Here is a 22569-nt window from a genome sequence, read left to right as displayed (position 1 = left end):
GGAAAGGTAAACCGCCTTGCAGCGACAAGGCGAATTTAATCCCAACAGGAGAGTTGAGAGCATGCCGATTTATCTGCAAATCGACGGAATTCAGGGCGATGCAACCCACGAGCAGCACAAGAAGTGGATGGACATCGAAGTCATCCACTGGAACGTCTCGCGCAACATGAAGACTTCTGCCGGTTCGGCCGCGAACCGCGAAGCTTCCGAGCCGACCGTTTCGGAAGTCATCCTGACCAAGGTCAGCGATTCCTCGTCGACCAAGCTGTTCCAGGAAGCATGCTCCGGCCGCACCGGTAAGCAGGCCGTCATTCACCTCGTGACGACCGGCAACCCGGGCGACACGTACATCGAATACACGCTGACCAACACGCTGCTTGCCAGCTACTCGGTCGATTCCAATGGTGATCGCCCGGTCGAAACGATCAAGCTCAACTTCACCAAGATGGAAGTGAAGTACACCCCGTTCGACGACTCGCAGGCACCGCAGTCGCCGATGATCGCTTCTTACGATCTGGCCACCACCAAGGCCGCCTGACGATAGCAACGTTTTCCGGCGCGTTGAAAATGAACGCGCTGGAACGATGTTCGAAGGCAGATCGCCGCTCAAGCGGCGGTTTGTCTGTTTTCGACATTGTTTTTCATCGAGGTCGCCATGGTAGATTTTTCCGTTTCGTCGCCGGCGCTGCAAATGGAGCCGGTGAAGCAGACTGACCTTCCGCCGATGCGGCGTGCGGGTCGCGGTCCGTCATACGATTATTTCTCCTATCCAAGCGGCCCACGGGAATTCGCGGCCAGAAACCAGGCCCTGGGAGCCGCGGCATCACTTTTCCGGATGTTTTCGGAGAAGGCCAACGAGATGTCATTGACGCATTGGCTGCAACGATGGCTCCGCAATAATGAAGCCAATATCATCGCGAAGATGGATGGCAGCCACCATTCCGTTTTCATCGCCCAATTCAATTATTCGGTGACCGATGGCGAGACGCGCGCCTACATGGCACGAGGAGCCTACCTTCTGGGCACCGTCGCCTCGCGCGCCGAAATCGGCAAGATTCTCACGCCGCAAGTACTGTATGGCCCCGGGATGCATGAGACGCTGCCAAACGGAACTTTGTTCCAGATGGTCTACCTGGTCGGTGGCCGCAAGCAAGCGCTCGGAAGTGCCGGCAATGCCGGAGCCGCAAGCGCACGAGTAGGATGACGAGCAGATGAACGACCAGCCTTCGGCTAATGATTTCATTCAGGCGACCCGAAATCTGCGGGTTGTCTCGCCGCTCGGTACGGATCAGCTCCTGCCTGAACGCGTGATGATAACGGAAGGCGTGTCCTCGCTTTTCGAGATCCGTCTGGCCGTTCGCGCCAAACGTGAGGTTATCCAACCGCAGGATCTGATCGGCCGCCTTGTCGACATCTCGATCGAGGTTCAGCAATCGGAAGATGGCGGCGACGGCGTGCGCCGTCCGTTCAACGGTCTGGTCACGTCTCTTCAGGAGGGGCCGCCGATCACGCGTGGGCTACGCTCCTACTCGATGATTTTGAAGCCGCAGATGTGGCTTTTGTCGCAACGTTCCGACTGCCGCATATGGATGGACAAGACCAGTCTCGACATCGTCGAAACCCTGTTTTCCGAACACGGCATTCCAGCGCCCGACGTTTCCGGCGTCGTGACGCCTCCGCCGCCTCAGCATTATTCAGTGCAGTGGAACGAAACGGACCTGGACTATCTGACCCGCCGTTTTGAAGAGGATGGACTGTTTTACTGGTTTTCTCATGATAATGGCAGCCACCGGCTGCACGTTGCCGATGGCGCGAACTCATGGGCCGGACCATCGCCATCAGCTGAAGGTGAAACCCGGGTGCGCCTTGCGCAAGGCTCGACCGATCGCAACCATATCAGCGAATGGATGAAGCACTACGCCTATGTGCCCGGGCAACGCGCCGGCGCCGACTGGAATTTCGAGACGCCGCAAATGGTGCCGGGAACGACGACGCCGTCACTGGTGCAGATGCCGGGTGCCATGAAACGTGAACTCTATGAATATCCAGCTCGTATCTCAAGCGTTGCCGAGGCCGAAAGGGCGCAGAAGCTGCGCATGCAGGCGAGCGAAGCGGATCACAATCGCGTTCTCGGGGAGTCTTCCTCGCGAATATTGGAAGCCGGGCGCCGCTTTACACCTTACGAGGTGGCACATCCCGAACATGTGTACGAGGAGCATGTGATCGTCCGCGCAACCCATTTTGCGGTCGATCCCTCCTATGAAACCAATATGGATCAGCCGGAATATACCAACGAATTCGAGGCTGTACCGTCACGCGTTGCGATGACGCCGCACCGCAAGACCGAGCGCCCGCGCATCCGCGGTACGCAGGTGGCAATCGTGGCAGGCCCGGCGGGAGAGGAAATCCATCCCGATCAATATGGTCGTATCAAGCTCTGGTATCCATGGGATCGGCGGGCAAAGAAGGACGGATCGGATACTTGTTGGGTGCGCGTCGCCCAGAATTGGGCCGGTGGAACATGGGGCGGCCAGATCATTCCGCGTATCGGCATGGAGGTCATGGTCGCCTTCATCGATGGCGATCCTGATCGGCCGCTGATCACCGGCATGGTTCCAAATCCGGCAAATAGCGTGCCCTACACGCTGCCAGCGAACAAGACAAAGTCTACATTCCGGACACAGACACACAAGGGCACCGGCTTCAACGAACTGACATTTGAAGACGAAAACGGCAGCGAAGAGATTTATATGCACGCGCAGCGAGATCACCGCGTGCATGTCGAGAACTCACACTCGAAGCGCATCGATAACAACCAGGCCGAGTCTATCGGCCACAATAAATCAATCGAAGTTGGCAACAACCATCATGAAGTCATTGGTGGCAACATGACTTTGATGGTCGGCCCGAACATCCTGCAGAAAGGTGTGACGGCGGCCATGGGCATATTGCGTGATACGGTTGGCAATGTGCTCACCAGCAGGCTCGGCGGCTTTACCGACATGCTGGGCTTTCTTTCGCAAGCCACGATGGGTGAGGGCAATATGATTGTCGGCGTCGGCAAGAACAAGGCCGAGACCGTGATGGTGTCATCCACGGAAATCGTCGGTGCCGCAAAGGCGACGACAGTCGGCGGCGGCTATCAGCTCACCGTCGGCGGCGTCAAGAATGAGAGTGTCGCGATGGGCTCGTGGGAAGAAGTCGGTCAAACGAAAGTGTCGATGATCGGATACAAATACGAGATCATCTGCGGAAAATCTCGGTTTGTCATGGAGCGCGACGGGACGATCACCATTGAAGGCGTCAAGCTGAATATCAAGCAGGATACGTCCGTCACCGTGAATGCCGGAAAAATCAATATGAATTGAGGATGTGATGGCGACAAAATTCCTCACTGGCGGCTGGGAAGGCGACGAGACGGACAATCAGCAGAAACGCGATGACCGTCGGAAGACTTTTTGGGAAGAGCTCGGCGTCACGCCTGCCCGGGATACGGCCGAGATTGATATTCCGGTCGCAGACCGTATGGCGCTTTATCAGTCGCTTGTTCAGCAAACCGTGTCCGGTCCCGTGGACAATGCCCAGATGAGAGCGATAACGCTTGTTGCCGCGCAGGCGATCGGTGGCATGACGCTTGGCTCGCTTGATCCAGGTGTGCCGAGCATGGCGTTCTCATGGAACGAACTGCTGCCGATCGAGATGAAGAAGTTCTTCATGCAATGGCATGTCACCGCGTTTGAAGCCTCCAAGATGGGCGGTGAATAATGGGCCCCAATAGCGGCGCAGCAAATAATCTCGCGAGTGCCGGGAGCAACCCCGGCGCGGGCGCCGATATTACCAAGGGCACGCATGCCGACAATGCATGCTCCATCGTCGCCTATACCGGAGAGAAATTCTACGAATATGTCGCTATCGCCAAGATGGTCTATGTGCTTGCGACGGACGAGGAAGCACGCAAGCAATTGATGTCGGGCATTTCCGAGAGCGGATTTGGCCATCTCATGTCCGGCTATGGCTACTCCCAGATGGCTCAGAGCAATTTTCAGCTATCTGCCACCGAGCAGATCCTCAGCTGGTTCGGACTGGGGGACAAGTCAAAAGCTGAAAAATATGCCAATGACGGCATGAATATGCAGCTTTTAAGCCAGTCCGAATATAGCAAGGCCGCCGATGCGATCGCCGGATATTTCAGCGAAACATGGAATGCCATCAAGAAGCGCTTCACCCAGTGCGGTTGGCTTTATGGAATTGCGACACTGACGGTTGATGGTGTTTTTCTGGTCGGTGACCTCGCGCTGGGCGAGGGCATCAGCGCCGGTGCCAAGGCGATGTTGAAATCGCTCAAGGTTTTCGTCCGCGTGGTGAAGGCTGGTGAAGAGGGTGCAAAGGCTTCGAAAGTCGTCGTCGAGTTCACGCACGCCTCCGGTGGTAAGGTCGAGCGTGAATTTGCGACGGAGCAACTGGAGAAAGAATTCGGCAAGCCGGAAGAGCATCATCCGGGGGTGAAGACCGAAGATCCCAATCACAACCCTTCGCCGCAGAATGACGCCAAGAATGGCGAGGCGGCAGCAAAGCCCAAGACCAGCAAGCTGACGCGCGGCAAAAACGACAACGAGATTACCTACGATCCGAAAACAGGCCGGCCGATCAATGCGCAGGGAACTTTGCGCGAAGATTTCGGCGCGACGACCAGAGGTGACAATGCCACGGCCGTTGGGAAGCTTGGTGACCCGGGCGATCACGGCGGCCACCTTGTCGCGCACAGGTTTATGGGAGATACGCCTGATTATGGTATTGCTCCACAGGCCGGCAATCTGAATACCGGCGCCTGGAAAACCATGGAGAATGAGTGGGCGGACTGGATAAAAAAAGGCTATGAAGTCGACTATAAGGTCGAAGTGTATCCGCCTGGGTCCGTTCGCCCCGATAGTTTCAAGTCTACTTATACGGTTCGTGATCCGAAAACAGGTGCCATCAAGTACAAGAATTCGCAGAAATTCAAGAACAAGGCCGGTGAGACGTTCAAACGAATCCCCTTCAGAGAGATGAATTGAAGATGACCGAAAATATGGCACTCATGGGCGATATCGCCCGAAACATCGTCACCTGCGGCGAGCTCGATGGCGTCGATTGGGTGGAAGTTTCCGCGATCTTTGCTTTTGACGATGATGGCGACGTGAATAGCAGCTACGGTTACGCTTATGATGCGCAGGGTGAGGCGCATGCGGCGGCCTTCCTTTACGACGACGTCGAAACCGCAGTGAAGGCATACCGTGAATGGCTTAAGCAGGAAGGCGATAAGGGCATGATCAAAATGCTCTTTCAATTCAATCGCGAAAGCAGAAAAGTGAATGCCGATTTCGAGTATGCGGACGCCAATCGTTGGCAGGTCACGCCAAAGAATGTCGATACCATTACGCACCAGCTGAAACCAAATCTGGGCTAGGGCTAAGCCTTAAGATGCGCCCTGGTTTCCGTCGCCAGTTGTCCGGAAAATAAAGCACAGGACATTCCGGCGCCTTGAAGGAAAGCGGAAACGTTCCGGAGGATCGGAAAAGGACATGAATGAGGACCAGCCTGAATCGTTGTCTCGGGCCAGACGAAAGCATCATACCACGATTATATTGAGGGAGGTGCTCGCGGATGATCGGCTTTCCGATCCCCGCTGGTCTTCGCTGTCTTTACGATTTTTGCTGACCAATCATGGGCGTAACTTCGGAAACACGGGCTATGCCTATGATGAAGAGCGCAACTGGTGGGCGCTCGCATTCCCCACCGCGCGTCTTTATCCGATGGTGCTTGCGTATGTCGAGGAGAGCTTCGGCGGTTCGCCAGACAATGTATGCAGTGTGCTTTTGCAATATCAGAAGAGCACAGGCAGAGCACTTTTGACGATCGAGAAGGAGATACCGCCCTATTGGCCGGTCACCAAGCGGGCTGCGGGGGAAGCCGCCATAGCCCTTAAACCTGATTTCTCACCTCAGTCGTGATTTTCGTCGACGCTATTGATCTTGACGGATCACTCTAATCCAACAGTTTTCCCTCAACGAACGTATCCCGCATCGCTCGCAGAATAATCACTGCTGACGCCGCGCCCGGATCGACGTGACCCAACGAGCGCTCTCCGAGACGTGCCGCGCGGCCACGGGCTGCTACCATGGAGCTTGTGGAATTTGCGCCGGTTTCGGCGGCCTCGAGAATGGCATTCCACATGACGGCAGCCCCACGTGCATCGTCTGTTGCCTTGAGGGCGGCTTCGGCGGCGGGAATCCAGGCGTCGAGCATCGTCTTGTCGCCACGCTGGCCCTTACCGCGCTGCTGAATGCCGGCTCGCATTTCGTCGATGATCATGGCCTGGCAATTTGGAGAGAGGGATTCGTCGCTCTTCAGTGCTTGTGAGGCGCGGCGAAAGGCTGTCGCGTAAAGAGGGCCGGTGGACGCGCCGACGGCGTCGAGAAAGGCGGAGGCTGCGACGGAGAAGATCTCGGATGGCAAAACTTGCGCGGGATCGAGTTTTGCCAGTTCAGCATTCACCGCCATGAAGCCGAGGGACATGGTGATGCCGTGATCGGCGTCGCCGATTGCGCCATCCAGCTCCGAGAGCCGGTCCTTTTCGGCATTGATCGCGATTGATATGCGCTGGAACATGGTGCCCAGGCATCGCGCGGCTTTTTCCGACATCGTCTTCCTCCCGCCCCCGGTCATTTTTATTGCTGCCGGGTACATTCTTATAGGTTCATCCGACCCTCAGCGCGAAGGTGTCGCACGGATGGTAGAGCATATCAGTCAATTCCTGATCGAGATGCAGAATGGATATGGAAGCGCCGGCCATATCGAGCGATGTACAATAATGTCCCACCCAATTCGCCTCGATCTTGATGTCCTTGGCGCTTAGCCGCTGCTCGACGCGACGGAACAGGATATAGAGCTCCATCAGCGGCGTCGCGCCGAAGGAATTGATGAGCACGGCCACTCGGTCGCCCGCGACGGGCTTCATCTCAGAAAAAATCCGGTCCATCACGCGATCGGTGATCTCGTCCGCGCTCATCATCTTTTCACGCGTAACACCGCGTTCACCGTGAATGCCCATGCCGAATTCGATATCGTCAGGTCCGATCTCGAAGTTATGGCGCCGGGTCTGCGGCAGTGAGCAGGGCTCCAGTGCTACGCCCATGGTGAAAGTCCGGTCATTGGCCTTGCGTGTGATTGCCTCGCAGGCGTCGAGCGACAGGCCTCTGTCGCAGGCAGCGCCGGCAATCTTGAAGATGAAGAAGTTGCCGGCAACGCCGCGCCGTCCCTCCCGATCCTCGATCGGCGAGGACGAGATATCGTCCGTCGTCAGGACGGTGCGGACATCAATCTGCTGCTCCTGCGCCATTTCCGCGGCCATTTCGAAGTTCATGACGTCGCCGGCATAATTCCCATAGACGAAGAGTACGCCTTCGCCGCCGGAAGACGCCTTGGCACATTCGAGGATGGGTGTTGGAGGCGGTGAGGAGAAAATGTTGCCGATCGCAACTGCGTCCGCAAGGCCCTTGCCGACATAGCCGAGGAAGCAGGGTTCGTGACCTGTGCCGCCGCCGATCACCAGCCCGACCTTGCCCTTCCTCGGACCATTGCGCGCCACCAGCGCTCGGTTTGATCCCTTGATCGGCAGGATATGCGAGGCATGCGCCTTCACGATGCCCTCGAGCATCTCGTCGACGACATCGTCTGGATTGTTGAGGAATTTCTTGATGTGCGTTCGATAGCTGCTGGGCAGGGCAACGCTGTTGTCCACTCTTGGACGCTGCTGAGCTTTCTGATCGAACTCGGTGACACCGTCAGCATTCAAAATTCCGCGGCCTGTGGCTGCATCGGTGATCAGTACGTTGATGTAGCCACCGCGCAAGGCGGCGAGAATGCCCGGGACCTTATCGAAACCGCCGGCAACGGCGATCCGCAGGCCGATGGATTTCAGCATGTCCAGGGATATGCCGATGGTGCGATCGTCAAGCGGTCCTGCGACCGGTTGGCCCTTGGCATCAATAAAGCGACCGGCGAGGACGCCGACGGCGTTCTTCGCGAGATAATCCTGCAGCGAAACGGACTCGAAGAGGCCGCTGCTGTGAATCGTGGAATTCGGTCTTAGCGATGCGACGCCGAAGATCGCCTTGTTTGCCTTGGAGAGCGTGGCGAACTGGTCTTCGACCAGCGGCTCGCGCAGCAGGATGTCACGGACTTCCGGGGTCGAGACGATGGCTGGTGCCGTGATGTTGATGAGCTTGCCGTCCGTCGCGTTTGCAAAGGCTGCGGCACAGAGTTCCGGCGTATAGGCAAAGCGGGCGCGCGTGCCGCCGGTTGCCTGGACGATGGTGACGTCCTGCAGGTTCGGCACATTGGCTTGTTCAGCGACGGCGAGAACGGTTCGGCCCCATGCGACAGCCAGCGTGTCGCCGGATTTAAGCAGCCTGGCAATCGCCTGCGCACCGGCGGTTCCAAGACGATCGATCAGCGGCCGGGAGCCGTCATCGCTGGGCACGACGAGACAGTCATGCAGGCCGAAATGGCGCTTGAGCTCCTGGGCGATGGAGAGCGAACTCAGGCGGGACGGTTCGAGCGAGATATTGACGATGCCGCGGCTGCGGGCGTCGGCGAGATAGCTGTTCACGGTTGCCCGAGAAATGCCCATGATTTCGGCGATATCGCCTTGGGTCTTGCCATCTTCGTAGTAAAGCCAACAGGCCCAGACGTATGGGTCGTCGCCATAGCGCAGCGGCATGCTGTCGGACGCATCAGGAACGCCCGCTTTGCTTACGCTATGTTTGCCGACCGAAGATACCTTGCCTGTCATGACGATTCACTGTTCCCATTTTCCGCCAGAAGATGGAAGCATTGGAGCAGGTTTGCAAATGCTTCTTCTTCGAAGGGAGCGGCGCGCGACCCCGTGGTGGAGCACGAGATCGCGCAGCCTTGGGAGAGCCTTGTTATTGAAGGCGCGCGCGCGCGCCCTCGGAAAGCTCCTTCAGAATGATCGCGCAAGAGGTCGCGCCCGCATCCAACACGCCAAGCGAACGCTCGCCCAGCCGGCTGGCGCGACCGATCTTGGCAACGAGATTGAGCGTGGAGTCACGACCGGCCTCGCCTGCTGCGACCAATGCGTCGAGCGCTTCGGCGAACGATTTGCCGGCTGCGTTGGCGGCGTCGAACGCTTCGATTGCTGGAACCAGCGTGTCGAGCAGCGTCTTGTCGCCGACCTTGGCCGATCCGATCGACTGAATGCCTTCGAGCCCGGCATGCAATGCCTTGCTGTAGGCTGAGCTATCGATGGCTTCCATGCCTTCCAGTTTCTCGGCGATCTCGGTGAACATGACGCCGTAGAGCGGACCCATGGAGCCGCCGATTTCGGTCATCAGCACTGTGCCCAGCGTGTCGAGCGAAGCTGACAACGACTGGTCCTTGCCCTTCAGACGTTCGGCAGCCATGCCGAAGCCCTTGGCCATGTTGACGCCGTGATCGCCGTCGCCGATCTTGCCGTCGATCTCGCTGAGATAGGCACGGTTCTCGACGATGCGATCGGCCATCGCCAACACGATGTCACCTGATGTTGCGTTGTTGAATGTCTGCATGCGTGCGTCCCCCTCAGAGCAGCGTCGTGCACTCGACCTCGACGTCCAAAAGCTCTTTCAGCTCCTCGTCGAGCGCCAGCACGGTGAGCGTCGCGCCGACCATTTCGAGCGACGTGAAGTAGTTGCCGATATAGGTCTTGTAGATCTTCAGTCCCCGTTCGGAGATCTTCGTCTCGATCGTGTCGTTGAGGATGTACAGCTCGTTGACCGGCGTCGCGCCGAGACCCGATACGAGGACGGCCACTTCCGTTCCCGCTGCCAGATTATGGTCGTCGAGCACGATCTGGCACATGTCCTCGGCAATCTCTGCAGCCGTCTTTAGCGGCTCAACACGAACGCCGGGTTCGCCATGATGGCCGATACCGACTTCCATCGTGCCGGGTTCGATCTGGAAGTTCGGATGCCCGACGGCGGGCAGGGTGCAGGGGCCAAGACCGATGCCGACCGAACGGCAATTGTCGATCGCCTTCTGCGCGGCAACACGGACTTCCTCGAGGCTTGCGCCCTTGGAGGCCTTGGCGCCTCCAACCTTCCACATGAAGATTTCGCCGGCGACGCCGCGGCGCTTCTCGCGTTCCTCGGGCGGTGCGGAGCAGACATCGTCGTTGGCGACCACGGTCGCGACTTCGATGCCGTCCTTAGCGGCCAGCTTGGTTGCCATCTTCACGTTCATGTTGTCGCCGGCATAGTTGCCGTAAAGGCAGATGACGCCGCGGCCGCCATTGGCTTCACGAATGGCATCGTGGAAGCTCTTGGCCGTCGGAGACGAAAAAAGTTCGCCGACTGCGACCGCATCCAGCATGTTCTTGCCGGTATAGCCGATGAAAGCCGGCTCATGGCCCGAACCGCCGCCGGTGATTACGCCGACCTTGCCGGCATGCGGAGCATCCTTGGCGATGACGACGCGCGGATTTTCGGCGACACGAACGATATCCGAGTGTGCCTTGATGAAGCCTTTTACAGTATCTTCAACGACTTCATCGGGATTGTTGATGAACCGCTGCATGGTCTCTCCTGTCGAATTGTCGAGCGTTTGCGCTCAAAGAATGGTGTAGCCGCCGTCGATCAGCAGATCGGCGCCGTTGATCATCTCCGCGCCGGACGAAGAGAGGAAAACAGCCGCGGCTGCGATCTCCTCCGGAAAAGCGAAACGGCCGGTCGGGATGCGCTTCTTGGCGGCCTCGCCTTTTTCACCGGCCCAGGCCTTCTTGCCGAGTTCGGTCAGCACGATGGTCGGCGAGATGGTGTTGACGTTGATGCCATGCTTGCCCCATTCGGCGGCAAAGGTCTTGGACATGCCGATGACACCGAACTTGGAGGCGCAATAAGCAACATGCTCTTCGATGGCGACCGTGCCAGCCTGTGAAGCGAGGTTGACGATCTTGCCACCCTTGCCGGCGGCGATCATGGCGCGACCCACGGCCTGCGTGACGAGGAACGTGCCCTTGAGATTGATGTTGATCGTCTTGTCCCAGTAGTCGAGCGGCAGATCTTCGGCAGGGGCAAGGAAGACGACACCAGCGCTGTTGACGGCGATATCGATGCCACCGAACTGCGCGACAACGTCGCTGACGGCCTTATTGACCGAGGCGGGATCGGAGACATCGCAGACGAATGCTGCAGCACCGCCACCGATTTCGGATGCCTTGGCCTTTGCCATGTCGACATTGATATCGAGAACGGCGACTTTTGCGCCCTTGGAGGCGAATGCCGTCGCCACTGCGGCACCGATGCCGGAGCCGCCGCCCGTAACAAGCGCTGTCTTGCCTGAAAGCGGGAAGTTCAAATCAATGTCTGGGGATGTCTCGGTCATCTTCTTCAGCCTCTGTCCAGGGGGGTGAAGCGGGGCGAAATTCGCCCCGCCGCATTGGTCTTACTTGCGGGTTTCAAGCAGCTTGTCGACGTTCTCAGCCGTTACCGGGGTCCACGGAACATTGTAGTTCTTATCCTTGCCATCGTTAAACGGCATGGCCGGATACTGTTCCCAGATCTTGGATTCCGGCTTGTAGTTGCCTTTCTTGGCGGCAAAGATCGCGAGATCGAGGGCACCTTGTGCCTGTGCGCTGGCGTCCTGCAGGATGGAGGTCATCGTACCTTCCTTGACGGCATGGAGCGCATCGGTGATGCCGTCGATGCCGGCAATGGCGAAGTCCTTGACGTTGAGCTTGGCAGCCTTGATCGCCTCGATGGCGCCGAGAGCCATCTCGTCGTTCTGGCCGATAACACCATTGATCTGGCCGGGGTGCGAGGTCAGCCAGTTTTCCATCAACGTCTGGGCTTCAGCACGCGACCAGTTTGCGGTCTGGTCTTCCAGAACCTTCACATTCGGGCACTCGGCAAGCGCCTTCTTGTTGCCTTCCAGGCGCGAAATCTGCGCCGACTGGCCGATCGGGCCTTCGAGGATGACGACGTTGCCCTTGCAGCCGATCTTATCGAGAACGGTCTTGGCTTCCATGTAGCCGGAGATCGTATCGTCGGAGCCGACATAGGAGGTCAAGAGATCAGAGTTGACGCGGGTGTTGGAGCCGACGACCGGGATGCCGGCGTCATGAGCGGCCTGAACGGCTGTCGCTGCAGCCTCGATATCGATCGGCACGAAGATGATCGCGTCAAACTTCTGCGTAATCATCGTGTTGACCTGTTCCTGCTGAACAAGCGCGTCATAGCGGCCGTCGAAGATGGTCAGATCGACGTCGCCGTTCTTGACGGCGGGATGTTCTTTCAGTGCTGCCGACCAGATCTGCATGAATTCGGCGTTGAGGCCGTAGGGTGCGGCGCCGATTTTCAGTTTTTTGTCCTGAGCAAGAGCTGGCGAAGCCAGAATCGCCGTCGCGGCAGCAAGAGCAATCAATAATTTCTTCATTATAAGTCTCCTCCGTTGAAAGTCCGGCCGTCGCCTCGACGCGCCGTTTGGTTTTCCGAATGCGAGCACTGGAATGTCTTTGGGCTCAGCTGCCCAGATTTCGCTTTTGATCGAGCATGACGGCGCCAACGATGAGCGCGCCCTTGAGGACCTGCTGGTAGTAGGACTGGATGCCCATCAGATCGAGGCCGTTGTTCATGACGCCGATGATCAATGCTCCGATCAGGGTGCCGGTGATGCGGCCGACGCCGCCGGAGAGGCTGGTGCCGCCGATAACGACAGCCGCGATCGCGTCGAGTTCGTAGGCAATGCCGGCCTGCGGCAGGGCGGAACCGGTGCGAGCAGCAAGGATCATACCTGCAAGCCCGGAGAGACCGCCGGAAATCACGTAGACCAGGAAGCACAGCTTGCTGACATTGATGCCCGAGGTGACGGCGGCATGCGGGTTGCCGCCAACGGCATAGATGTACCGGCCAAAGCGGGTGCGGTTCAGAACCCACCAGGCGACGATGAAGACGATGGCAAGCAGGATGACCGGCATCGGGATCGACAGAACGCTACCGGTGCCGATCCAGCGGAAATCGGGCGTCAGAGCCGGAACCGGCTTGCCGCCGCCATAGATGAGGGTGAGGCCGCGGGCGGCAGACAGCATGCCCAACGTTGCGACAAATGCGGGAACGGCAAAGCGCGAGACGATAAGACCGACCATGGCGCCGCAGGCGACACCTACGAGCAGACCGACGGCAAGCGCGACATAGGGCGGGTAGGGCGCACCAACGATACCGGCCGTTGCCGAGGTCGTCGCAAAGCTTGCGCTGACGATGCCTGTCAGCGCGACCACGGAGCCGACCGATAGATCGATGCCGCGCGTCAGGATGACGAAGGTCATGCCGATCGCCAGCACGCCGTTGATCGAGGTCTGCAACAGGACGTTGGAAATATTGCCGGCCGTCAGGAAGTATTCGTTCGAGAATGACAGGACGATGGCGAGCAACAGGAAGGCGAGAAAAATCCCGTATTCCTGAATAATCAACCTGCGCCGGTCCGAGCCGAACCACGAGTTGGATTGATTGTTGTCAGTGGCGGACATTGCAAATACCTCTTGTTGCCGGGCGCTTCATTGTTGTCTTCGTGCGCTGTCGCATTCAGGTCGACAGATGCACGAGTGATTGCGCGTCGGCCTCCTCCCTCTTGAGAATTCCGGCTGACCGTCCCTGCCGCATCACCAGGATGCGGTCGGACATGCCGAGAACCTCGTCTATTTCGGATGAGATCATGATCACGGTGCCGCCTTCGGCGGCGAAGTCGCAGATGATGCGATAGATTTCGCGCTTTGCGCCGACATCGACGCCGCGCGTTGGTTCGTCGAGGAGCAGCACCTTCGGCTTGCGCAGGAACCATTTGCCCAGCACGACTTTCTGCTGGTTGCCCCCGGAAAGACCGGAGACCGGCATGCTGTCGCGCGCCGCCTTGATACCAAAGCGCTGGATCATGTCCTGGCTGGCACTGGCCTCGGCCTGTCGATCCATCGAAAAACGCGGGCTCATTTCAGGCAGGCTCGCAAGGCAGATGTTGTTGCGGACGCTGTCGATGAGGTTCAGCCCCGTCAGTTTGCGATCTTCCGTGACAAAGGCGATGCCGTGCTGCATGGCTTCGGCCGGCTTGCGCACGGTGATGGGCGCTCCTGCAAGCTTGATCTGGCCATTGCTGATGGCATCGACGCCGAAGATGCAGTTGAAGATTTCGGTCCGGCCGGAGCCCATCAGGCCGTAAATGCCGAAAATCTCGCCCTTGTGTGCGGTAAACGAGATGTCGTTGACTTTGCCTTCTGCGCTGAGACCGGCGACTTCCAGCCCAGGCGTTGCCGTTGGCACGTTGGTCTTGATGTATTCCTCGCCAAGCTCGCGGCCGACGATCATGCGGATGAGACCTGGCCGGTCGATATCGGCAAGCGCGCCGCTGCCGACATAGGACCCGTCGCGAAAGGCGGTGTAGGAATCGGCGATCTGGAAAATTTCAGACAGGCGGTGCGAGACGTAGACGACGCCTTTGCGCTCCGCCTTCAAGCGCTCGATGGTCGCAAACAGCTGCTGCGCTTCCTTCTCGCCGATCGCCGAGGTGGGCTCGTCCATGAAGATCACTTCGGCATCGTGGCTGAGCGCCTTGGCGATCTCGACCAGCTGAACCTGGGCAACCGAGAGGTTCATCATGAATTGCGTGGCGCGGATGTTGAACTGCAGCCGGTCGAGCAGCGCCTGCGCGTTGCGGTTCATCGTCTTGAAATCGATGCCGCCAAAGCGGGCAGACGGCTCACGGCCGAGATAGATGTTCTCCGCAACCGTCATGTGCGGGATGGGGCTGAGTTCCTGCTCGATGATGGCAATGCCGGCTGCAAGCGCTTCGGCCGGGCTTGCATAATCCACATCCTTGCCGCGACGGCGAATGGAGCCGGCATCGCGCTTGTGAATGCCCATCAGGATCTTGAGGAAAGTCGACTTGCCGGCACCGTTGCCGCCGCAAAGGGCATGAACGGAGCCGGGCCGCAGCTGAAAGCGCCCATCGCGTAATGCCGCAACGCCGCCAAAGGACTTTTTCAGCCCCTCCACTTCAAGCAGGAATTCCACTTTCCCCTCCGCACTCCGGATGATGGAACAAACATCGACGACATCGACGATCATTGCTCAGCACCAATGTTGACAATATTCGAAGTGGTTTCGACAAATGTCAATATGGCTTTGCGGATTTTGACGATGTGACCCTGCGGGCGCGCGCTTTTGGTCGTCTGATAGCTAATAAGTCAGCTTAGATTTCGTACTTAAACCGCTGATTTATCTTCGATAAATTTTACATGAGTGAGCGCGCTGGTGACCGTCAAGGCCTTGGGGCGCAGAGAAGCTGGCGCGTTTGCGTAGGTTGCCGTTCACAGTAGCATGTCATATGATGAATTTAGAGGCGAGCGCCGCTGTCATGCGGTGTCGCTATATGGTCCGATTAGATTGGGATATGATGGGCGGTCAGGGACGACAGAGATTGGCGCAACAAGTTATCGATCAGCTACGTTTGCAGATCGAGACAGGCAAGCTGCGGGCCGGCGCCCAATTGCCCACGGAACCGCAGCTGGAGGCGGCCTATGGCGTCAGTCGAACGGTCGTTCGCGAAGCGATTGCCGATTTGCGGGCTGCCGGTCTCGTTCGGCCTATCCAAGGTAAGGGTGTCTTTGTGTCGGAGGCGGCAACCCGGTCTGGGTTGACGCTCACGCCTGTCGAAATCAGGAGCATCCCGGAGACTCTGGAATTGCTGGAGTTTCGGATGGCTGCCGAAGGAGAAGCCGCCGCCATTGCGGCCTATCGCCGGACGGCTGAGCAGGAGGCGGCGATCGCCGCGGCGAACCGCAAGATGGCAATGAGAATGGAGCAGGGGCTTTCCACCATAGAGGCGGATTATGAGTTCCATCTGGCGGTCGCTATCGCCACCAACAACCGTTTCTATGTGGATGTCCTCCGCCATTTTGGTGCGAGAACCATCCCGCGCGGACAGTTCCCCACTCTGCCGGAAGCAAATGATCGTACCTACCTGGAAAAGGTTCATTTGGAGCACGCGGAGATCCTGGCAGCGATCGCGGATCAGGATGCTGAGCGAGCACGCCAGGCGATGCGGGCGCACATGCTCGCGAGCCAGCGACGTTATCGTTTTCTCGCGGAGCAGCAGCCGGATTAGGCTCGACTCATCAGTTAAGTCATACTATGTCATATGATAGGAATTTGACGGGAGGAGTGTTGCGTGTACTTGGGAACGCAGGTTGCCGTGCGAGATGACGATGATTATCGGGTTTTCGCGCAGTTGGGCGTCAAGCATATCAGCGCGGACCCACCCGGAAGACCCGATAGCTGGACCTTGTCAGACCTCCAGCGTCACCGGGACAAGGTCGAGAGCTTCGGTCTCGTCCTGGATATGATCCAGCTCCCTTTGCCGTCACGGCCGATCGAGAATGCTTCCTATCCCGATATCCTGCTTGCCGGACCGGAGCGCGACCGCCAGATCGACGCCGTGTGCAAGTTGATCGAGGATGTTGCCGCCGCGGGCATTCCCTCCGTGAAATACAATCTCAACCTCATCGGCATTCCGCGCACACCGGATGAGCCGGGCCGCGGTGGCTCGATGAACGCGAGCTTTCGCTGGGAAAAGGCCGACCATCAAGCGGCGCCCGGACTTGCCGGAGTATTGGCGGAAGACGAAAACTGGGAGCGGATCGACTATTTTCTGGAACGGGTCGTTCCTGTCGCAGCGAGCAACCGGGTTCGGCTCGCATGCCACCCGCATGATCCATATACTCCACCTGGATATCGCGGCGTCACGCGTGTGCTCGGCTCGGTCGAAGGACTGAAGAAATTTGTACAGATGCGAGAGAATCCCTACCACGGATTGAATTTCTGCCAGGGCTCCATTGGAGAAATGTTGGAAAACCCGCGTGAAGAGATCGACGAAATCATTCGCTGGTTTGGCACGCGCGGCAAAATCTTCAACGTCCACTTTCGCAATATCAGAGGAGGGAAGTTGTCGTTTATGGAGACTTTCCCCGAAGAGGGCGACATGGACATGGTGCGCTCCGTTCGAACCTACAAGGATGTCGGCTATCGCTACATGCTGATGCCTGATCACGTGCCTCTGATCAGCGGTCGTGATTCGAGCGGCGTCGCGTTCGCGTTTTGCTACGGCTACATCGCCGCCCTCCTTCAGGCGTTAGAGCAAGCCTGAATACCGCCCACGAACGATCAAAGAGGATTTGCCATGAACCCGAATGAATTGAAGGAAGTAGTCGGCAGCGGGCTGCTGTCGTTTCCGGTTACTCATTTCAACCAGGATCTGACATTCGACGAGGCCAAGTATCGCAGCCACGTCGAATGGCTGTCGGGCTACGACGCCGCGGCGCTTTTTGCCGCCGGTGGTACGGGTGAGTTTTTCTCCCTCAACCCCTCGGAAATCCCGCAGGTTGTGCGCGCGGCCAAGGCTGCGGCCGGCAGCACGCCGATTATCTCCGGAACCGGTTATGGCACATCGCTTGCCGTTGAAATTGCCAGGTCGGCTGAGAAGGCTGGCGCTGATGGACTGCTGCTGCTGCCGCCCTATCTGATGTTTGCGGAGCAGGCGGGTTTGATCGCGCACGTCAAAGCGGTCTGCAGGGCCGTCGGCATCGGCGTTATCGTCTACAATCGCGACAATGCTGTGCTTACCGCCGAGAGCTTGGCGCGGCTTGCGGATGAATGCCCGAATCTCATCGGTTACAAGGATGGCGTCGGCGACGTCGACAAGGTGATCGAGATTACCACGACGCTGAAGGATCGTCTCGTTTATGTCGGCGGCATGCCGACCCATGAGGTCTATGCGCAGGCCTATTTCGCGGCTGGCGTGACGACTTATTCGTCTGCCGTTTTCAACTTCGTGCCGGCTCTGGCGCAGCGCTTTTATGCCGCTCTGCGTTCGGGAGATCAGGCGACCGTCGATACGATCCTCAAGGGCTTTTTCTTCCCGCTGGTCGCGCTGCGCAATCGCAAGAAAGGTTATGCGGTGTCGATCATCAAAGCCGGCTTGCGCGTGCTCGGTAAGGATCCGGGGCCGGTCAGGCCGCCATTGACCGATTTGACGGCTGAAGAAATGGCGGTGCTCGAAAAGATCGTCGGCGCTGCCGGCTGATCTTTGCTAGAAGGCGAGCTCGAGCCAGAGCCGCAGTCGGGGAAAGATGACCATGAATCAAAGCGAATCCCATGAGCCTCGCCGGATGGTCGTCTACGTTTCCACCGGCACGACAGGGACCATTGATGTCTATGGAATGGATGCGCAAACGGGCAATCTGACGCCGGTATCACGGTTCGAAACCGGCGGAAGCGTCATGCCGATGGCGATCGGGCCGGATGGAAGGCATTTATATGCTGCCATCCGGTCGGAGCCTTATCGGGTGTTGACGCTCGCGATAAATCCCGTGACCGGCGAGCTTAAACATGAAGCGTCTGCGCCGTTGCCTGAGAGTATGGCCTACATTTCGATGGATCCCAAGGGCCGGGCACTTCTGGGTGCCTCCTATGGCGGCAATATGGTGGCCGCCTTGCCCATCGGCTCGGAGGGATTGGTGTCGCAAAGCGGAGCGCAAGTGATTCCGACGGGGCGCAATGCGCATTCTATCGTGACAGACCGAAGCGGCAGATACGTCTACGCCACCAATCTCGGCTCAGACACGGTTCTGCAATTCGTCCTCAATTCCGAAACGGGTTTATTGGAAGCGAACGAACCGCCACACATCGCGACGGGTAAGGGATTTGGCCCCCGCCATATTATCGTGTCGCCAGATAACCGACATGTGTACGTTCTGACGGAGCTGACCGGACATGTCATTCACTACGCGCTCGATTCGACAACTGGCGTATTGACCGAGGTGGAAAGCGTCTCATCCGTGCCGGAAGGCGCTGATTTGTCTCCCGGTCTTGCGCCTCCATTGCCCTCAGCGAGAGCTGTGTCGTCGGTACATGCAGACGATGGCAAGCCGAAGATCTGGGCGGCCGATATCGGCATTACGCCCAATGGCAGGTTTCTTTACACCACCGAACGGACGACGAGCACCATCGCGCTCTTCCGTATCGGGGAAGACGGAAGATTGAGCCGTGTCGTCCATTATTCCACGGAGCGTCAGCCGCGCGGCATTCGCATCGATCCGGTGGGGCGATATCTGGTGGCGTCAGGCGAGAAATCCGAAAACTTTTCGGTGTACTCCATCGATGCCGCGAGCGGGGAGCTTGCAATCCTTGGCAGATATCCCGTGAGTGTCGGCGCCAACTGGATCGAAATCGCCACACTTGCCTGAGCTTGCTTTGCATCGGGATCGGGCGTCGTCAGTGTGAACGAGCCTGTGGCGCCATGCCGGCGATAAGCGCCTCTACTTCCGGCGCGGGAAGAGGTCTGGCGAACAGAAAGCCTTGGAACATCTCGCATCCGGCACCGGCCAGAAAATGAGCCTGTTCCTCGGTTTCGACACCTTCGGCGACCACCTCAAGCTCAAGCGTCCTGCCAAGCGACACGATGGCAGATGTAATCGCCATGTCGCCGGCCTTGCTAGGGATATCGGTGATGAACGAGCGATCGATCTTCAGGCGGGAAAGAGGGAAGCGGCGGAGTGTGCTGAGGCTGGAATATCCCGTGCCGAAATCATCGATCGCTAGGCTGACGCCAAGCGCCTTCAATTCATGCATTCGTTCTATCGCGCCTTCGACGTCGCGCATGATCAGGCTTTCCGTCAGCTCGAGTTCAAGCCATTGCGGGTCGAGGCCGGCAGATTGAAGCGCGGAAGCGACCTGGCTTGTCAGAGAGCTTTCGAGGAACTGTCTTGCCGACACGTTCACCGCTACACGCAATGGCGATAACTTCCGATCCTGCCAGCTTCGCGCCTGCTCGCACGCTTTACGCAGCACGATATCGCCGATCGGCACGATAAGGCCTGTCTCCTCCGCCAGCGGTATGAATGCACCCGGCAGCAGAAGACCTTCCGAAGGATGCTGCCATCGCACCAGCGCTTCAACGCCGATGACATTGCCGCTGCGCGTGTCTTTTTGCGGTTGATAGTGTAGCACGAACTCGTCGCGCTCGACGGCGCGACGCAATTCCTCGATGCGTGTCAGCTTGTTGCGCGCTTCTTCTCCCATGGAGACATCGAATATCCGAACCGCATTGCGTCCGGCTTCCTTCGCGCGATAAAGAGCCATGTCGGCATTGGCAAATAGCTCCGACGCGGTATCGCCGTGTTTGCCGGAGCAGGCGACACCCACGCTGCACGTAATCCGGATTTCGACGCCATCGATCGTCAGCGGCTCGGCGATGCCTTCCAGGATACGTCCCAGGCGGGCGGCAATCGGATCGGAATCTTCTTCTTCGAGGACGATAATGAATTCGTCGCCACCGATCCGCGACACAATTCCGTTGCTGCCGGTGCGCGCCGATATCCTCTGCGCGACGACCTTCAGCAATTCGTCGCCGGCAGCGTGCCCGAGATTGTCGTTGACCAGCTTGAAGTTATCCAGATCCACGAAGGCCACGGCGATAGCCTCCTTTTCACGCGAGGTTCGCTCGAGGCGATCGACGAGTTTGCGGTCAAGTAGCGTACGGTTCGGCAATCCGGTCAGCGCGTCGTGCTCTGCGAGATAGGCGATGTGCGCGATGTCCTCATGCCTGTCGATCGCAATGCCAACGGTTTGCGCGACGCCCGTCAGGAATTCCGTGATGCTGGTTTCATCGCCGACGGCTTTCGTCGTCATCAGGCTTCCGTGACGGCCGCCATCGCGCGAGAAGATGGGGAACTCGATGGTTTCTCCTGCCAGCACGTCAGCCTTGCTGCCGTTGACGGCAAAACTGATACGTCTGCCGTCGAGCAGGCGCTCGAGAAGGGCCCGCGCATCCTTCAGGAAGGAAGCAAGGTCGACACCTCTTGCAACGTCCTGCAGCAGTTTGGTTTGCGCACTCATCAGTTCCTCGGCGCGCTTGCGGGCCGAGATATCTCGTGATGCGCCAACCACGCCGATGATGTTGCCGCCGCGATCGCGCAGGGGCACGCGAGACATCATCAGCCAGCCTTCCCCTTTCAGTCGTCGCTCTTCGACACCGAGATCGGGCTTGCCGGTATCGATGACGCGTTGCTCGACTTCGTCGATCTTATGCGCATCCGCCATCGGATGGATCTCGGCATCGGTAAGGCCAATCAGCTCCTCGACATGTGTGAAGCCGTTGTTGATGACGATGGCTTTATTGGCAAAGAGGAAGCGACCTTCTCGATCCTTCGCATAGATGAAGTCCGGGACATAATTGATCATGGCTTCAAGCCACTCGTATCGCTCCCTGAGCGACAGATACATCGCCCGGAGCGCTTCTTGAGAATGCTGGCCTTCGTCTTTTGCGTCAGATTCCGTGGCTTTTGACGGTATATCCAGCTGCTGCGTCATGAGTGGTCTCTCGCTTGGTCGCCGGAGGATATCGACAACCAGTTATGCAACTGTGAAAGCTCCGCTACATTTTTGCCATAATGACGACGGTGGCAAATCACATCACATTGCGAACATGCAGCGCCGTCATATGGCCGAAAAGCATCGCCTTTTTCGAGGTGCGCTAGCGCAGCTGTTTACCGATGCGTTCGGGATTGCGAGACGCTAGCACGGAGACCGATACTCCGATGATGTTTGCGCGTTTAACGAAGCCGTCACCGTTGAAATACTGCGGATAGCGGCTGTCCATGGAATTGTCGCGATTATCGCCGAGCACAAAATAGCTGTCTTCAGGAAGGGTGACTGGTCCGAAATCGCGTATGACGCCGGACGAAGGATCCGATGACATCAGGATCGAGTAGCGACGACCCTCCGGCGTCGTCTCGGTATAGATGTTCCCGGAGAAGGAGTCCGACGTGACTGTTTGTCCTGTTGCTACGTTCGCCAGGGTCGCGCCGTTGATGCGGACGTGGCCATCTCGCATCTCCACGGTTTCTCCCGGCAAGCCGACGACCCTTGTGATCGCGATGGTTTCACCGGCATCGTAAAATTGCGCCTTGTGCACGATGATATCGCCACGGCTGATGGGGCTGTATTCCAGGATCTGGGCGGCAACCAGCTCGCTCTCCTCAATGTTTGGTGACATTGACGAGGAGGGGATCGTGAATGGCTTTATGCCGCAAAGATCGCGCTTCATTCGGGCAACATCGCAATCACGGGGCAGCATGGGCGACAGGCCGGTGATGGCACGCTCTGTCATGGATGCTATCGACTGGGTATCCGCCGTCCAGCCTTTCGCCCGTGCCAACCAGATCGGAAATGCCGGCGAAACAAGTGTTTTCGCAGCCATTTCACGAGCATCTTCTCCCATCGCGTTGGAGGTCAGTGCTGCAATGGCGAGAGGCAGGGAGAGTGCGAGAATGCACAGTGATTTGATCGGCGGCAAGAACATCGCTTTCCTATGGCAATCGGAGAACATCGCCGCCGTCGCCTCAAGCGGGTTGCGATCAATATTTGATGAGCAGCGAAATATCGCTGCTCATCCGTTCATGCATGATGATTTCTACTGATAGTACAGCCT

At 58.2% G+C, this 22569-nt stretch carries 22 protein-coding genes; 12 read left to right on the top strand and 10 right to left on the bottom strand.

What is annotated here, in order from left to right:
- The first annotated feature begins 61 nt into the window (after positions 1-61).
- The 7 genes from HGP17_RS29205 (at position 62) to HGP17_RS29175 (ending at position 5990) form a co-directional block, all read left to right on the top strand.
- Positions 62-538: a type VI secretion system tube protein Hcp gene (locus HGP17_RS29205; protein ID WP_168814641.1), complete on the top strand. Its 477-nt coding sequence runs from the start codon at positions 62-64 to the stop codon at positions 536-538.
- 117 nt (positions 539-655) lie between these two features.
- The gene (locus HGP17_RS29200) at positions 656-1204 is read left to right on the top strand and encodes a hypothetical protein (protein ID WP_168814640.1); all 549 of its coding nucleotides are present in this window, start codon (positions 656-658) and stop codon (positions 1202-1204) included.
- A gap of 7 nt (positions 1205-1211) precedes the next feature.
- Entirely contained in the window at positions 1212-3368 is a 2157-nt protein-coding gene (gene tssI, locus HGP17_RS29195; RefSeq protein WP_168814639.1) for a type VI secretion system tip protein TssI/VgrG, read from the top strand.
- A gap of 7 nt (positions 3369-3375) precedes the next feature.
- Positions 3376-3765 carry a hypothetical protein gene (locus HGP17_RS29190; protein ID WP_168814635.1) on the top strand — a complete coding sequence of 130 codons (390 nt, stop codon included), beginning with the start codon at positions 3376-3378 and terminating at the stop codon, positions 3763-3765.
- Positions 3765-5054, top strand: coding sequence for a DNA/RNA non-specific endonuclease (locus HGP17_RS29185; protein ID WP_168814633.1), 1290 nt, complete (start codon positions 3765-3767; stop codon positions 5052-5054). Before HGP17_RS29190 ends, HGP17_RS29185 begins: the two co-directional genes overlap by 1 nt.
- Positions 5055-5077: 23 nt before the next feature.
- Positions 5078-5446 (top strand): hypothetical protein, encoded by a 369-nt coding sequence (locus HGP17_RS29180; protein WP_205926177.1) that lies wholly within the window; start codon positions 5078-5080, stop codon positions 5444-5446.
- Between the two features lie 115 nt (positions 5447-5561).
- Positions 5562-5990 carry a hypothetical protein gene (locus tag HGP17_RS29175; protein WP_168814631.1) on the top strand — a complete coding sequence of 143 codons (429 nt, stop codon included), beginning with the start codon at positions 5562-5564 and terminating at the stop codon, positions 5988-5990.
- A gap of 34 nt (positions 5991-6024) precedes the next feature.
- Here HGP17_RS29175 and dhaL (HGP17_RS29170) read toward each other — a convergent pair whose 3' ends face one another.
- The 8 genes from dhaL (HGP17_RS29170) to HGP17_RS29135 form a co-directional block, all read right to left on the bottom strand.
- Positions 6025-6681, bottom strand: coding sequence for a dihydroxyacetone kinase subunit DhaL (dhaL, locus tag HGP17_RS29170; RefSeq protein WP_168814629.1), 657 nt, complete (start codon positions 6679-6681; stop codon positions 6025-6027).
- A gap of 55 nt (positions 6682-6736) precedes the next feature.
- A complete protein-coding gene (locus tag HGP17_RS29165) occupies positions 6737-8833 on the bottom strand; it encodes a bifunctional sugar-binding transcriptional regulator/dihydroxyacetone kinase subunit DhaK (RefSeq protein ID WP_168814627.1) in 2097 nt (698 codons plus the stop codon).
- A gap of 133 nt (positions 8834-8966) precedes the next feature.
- The gene (gene dhaL / locus HGP17_RS29160) at positions 8967-9608 is read right to left on the bottom strand and encodes a dihydroxyacetone kinase subunit DhaL (RefSeq protein WP_168814626.1); all 642 of its coding nucleotides are present in this window, start codon (positions 9606-9608) and stop codon (positions 8967-8969) included.
- Between the two features lie 13 nt (positions 9609-9621).
- Positions 9622-10614, bottom strand: a complete 993-nt coding sequence (locus tag HGP17_RS29155) for a dihydroxyacetone kinase subunit DhaK (RefSeq protein WP_168814625.1) — start codon at positions 10612-10614, stop codon at positions 9622-9624.
- A gap of 33 nt (positions 10615-10647) precedes the next feature.
- A complete protein-coding gene (locus HGP17_RS29150) occupies positions 10648-11421 on the bottom strand; it encodes an SDR family oxidoreductase (RefSeq protein ID WP_168814624.1) in 774 nt (257 codons plus the stop codon).
- A 60-nt stretch (positions 11422-11481) separates the two neighbouring features.
- Entirely contained in the window at positions 11482-12471 is a 990-nt protein-coding gene (locus tag HGP17_RS29145; RefSeq protein ID WP_168814623.1) for a substrate-binding domain-containing protein, read from the bottom strand.
- 85 nt (positions 12472-12556) lie between these two features.
- A complete protein-coding gene (locus HGP17_RS29140) occupies positions 12557-13561 on the bottom strand; it encodes an ABC transporter permease (RefSeq protein WP_168814622.1) in 1005 nt (334 codons plus the stop codon).
- 55 nt (positions 13562-13616) lie between these two features.
- Complete coding sequence (locus HGP17_RS29135) at positions 13617-15095, bottom strand: sugar ABC transporter ATP-binding protein (protein WP_168814621.1); 1479 nt, start codon at positions 15093-15095, stop codon at positions 13617-13619.
- Positions 15096-15477: 382 nt separating this feature from the next.
- Here HGP17_RS29135 and HGP17_RS29130 point away from each other — a divergent pair, with 382 nt between their 5' ends.
- The 4 genes from HGP17_RS29130 to HGP17_RS29115 all read left to right on the top strand — a co-directional run bounded on the left by HGP17_RS29130 (position 15478) and on the right by HGP17_RS29115 (position 19324).
- Entirely contained in the window at positions 15478-16188 is a 711-nt protein-coding gene (locus HGP17_RS29130) for a FadR/GntR family transcriptional regulator (protein WP_168814792.1), read from the top strand.
- Positions 16189-16251: 63 nt separating this feature from the next.
- Positions 16252-17226 (top strand): mannonate dehydratase, encoded by a 975-nt coding sequence (locus HGP17_RS29125; RefSeq protein WP_168814620.1) that lies wholly within the window; start codon positions 16252-16254, stop codon positions 17224-17226.
- Between the two features lie 33 nt (positions 17227-17259).
- Entirely contained in the window at positions 17260-18162 is a 903-nt protein-coding gene (gene kdgD, locus HGP17_RS29120; protein ID WP_168814619.1) for a 5-dehydro-4-deoxyglucarate dehydratase, read from the top strand.
- A 52-nt stretch (positions 18163-18214) separates the two neighbouring features.
- The gene (locus tag HGP17_RS29115; protein ID WP_168814618.1) at positions 18215-19324 is read left to right on the top strand and encodes a beta-propeller fold lactonase family protein; all 1110 of its coding nucleotides are present in this window, start codon (positions 18215-18217) and stop codon (positions 19322-19324) included.
- A gap of 28 nt (positions 19325-19352) precedes the next feature.
- Here HGP17_RS29115 and HGP17_RS29110 read toward each other — a convergent pair whose 3' ends face one another.
- A complete protein-coding gene (locus HGP17_RS29110; RefSeq protein WP_168814615.1) occupies positions 19353-21449 on the bottom strand; it encodes a GGDEF and EAL domain-containing protein in 2097 nt (698 codons plus the stop codon).
- A gap of 163 nt (positions 21450-21612) precedes the next feature.
- The gene (gene lepB, locus HGP17_RS29105; RefSeq protein ID WP_168814613.1) at positions 21613-22248 is read right to left on the bottom strand and encodes a signal peptidase I; all 636 of its coding nucleotides are present in this window, start codon (positions 22246-22248) and stop codon (positions 21613-21615) included.
- Between lepB and HGP17_RS29100 the strand changes: the two genes are divergently transcribed.
- Positions 22247-22558, top strand: a complete 312-nt coding sequence (locus HGP17_RS29100) for a hypothetical protein (protein ID WP_168814611.1) — start codon at positions 22247-22249, stop codon at positions 22556-22558. The two genes, lepB and HGP17_RS29100, sit on opposite strands and share 2 nt — an antisense overlap.
- Positions 22559-22569: the final 11 nt, after the last annotated feature.

Origin of the sequence: Rhizobium sp. P38BS-XIX, assembly GCF_012641435.1 — a bacterium.
Classification (GTDB): Bacteria; Pseudomonadota; Alphaproteobacteria; order Rhizobiales; family Rhizobiaceae; genus Rhizobium.
This window is presented reverse-complemented; position numbering and strand designations above follow the sequence as displayed.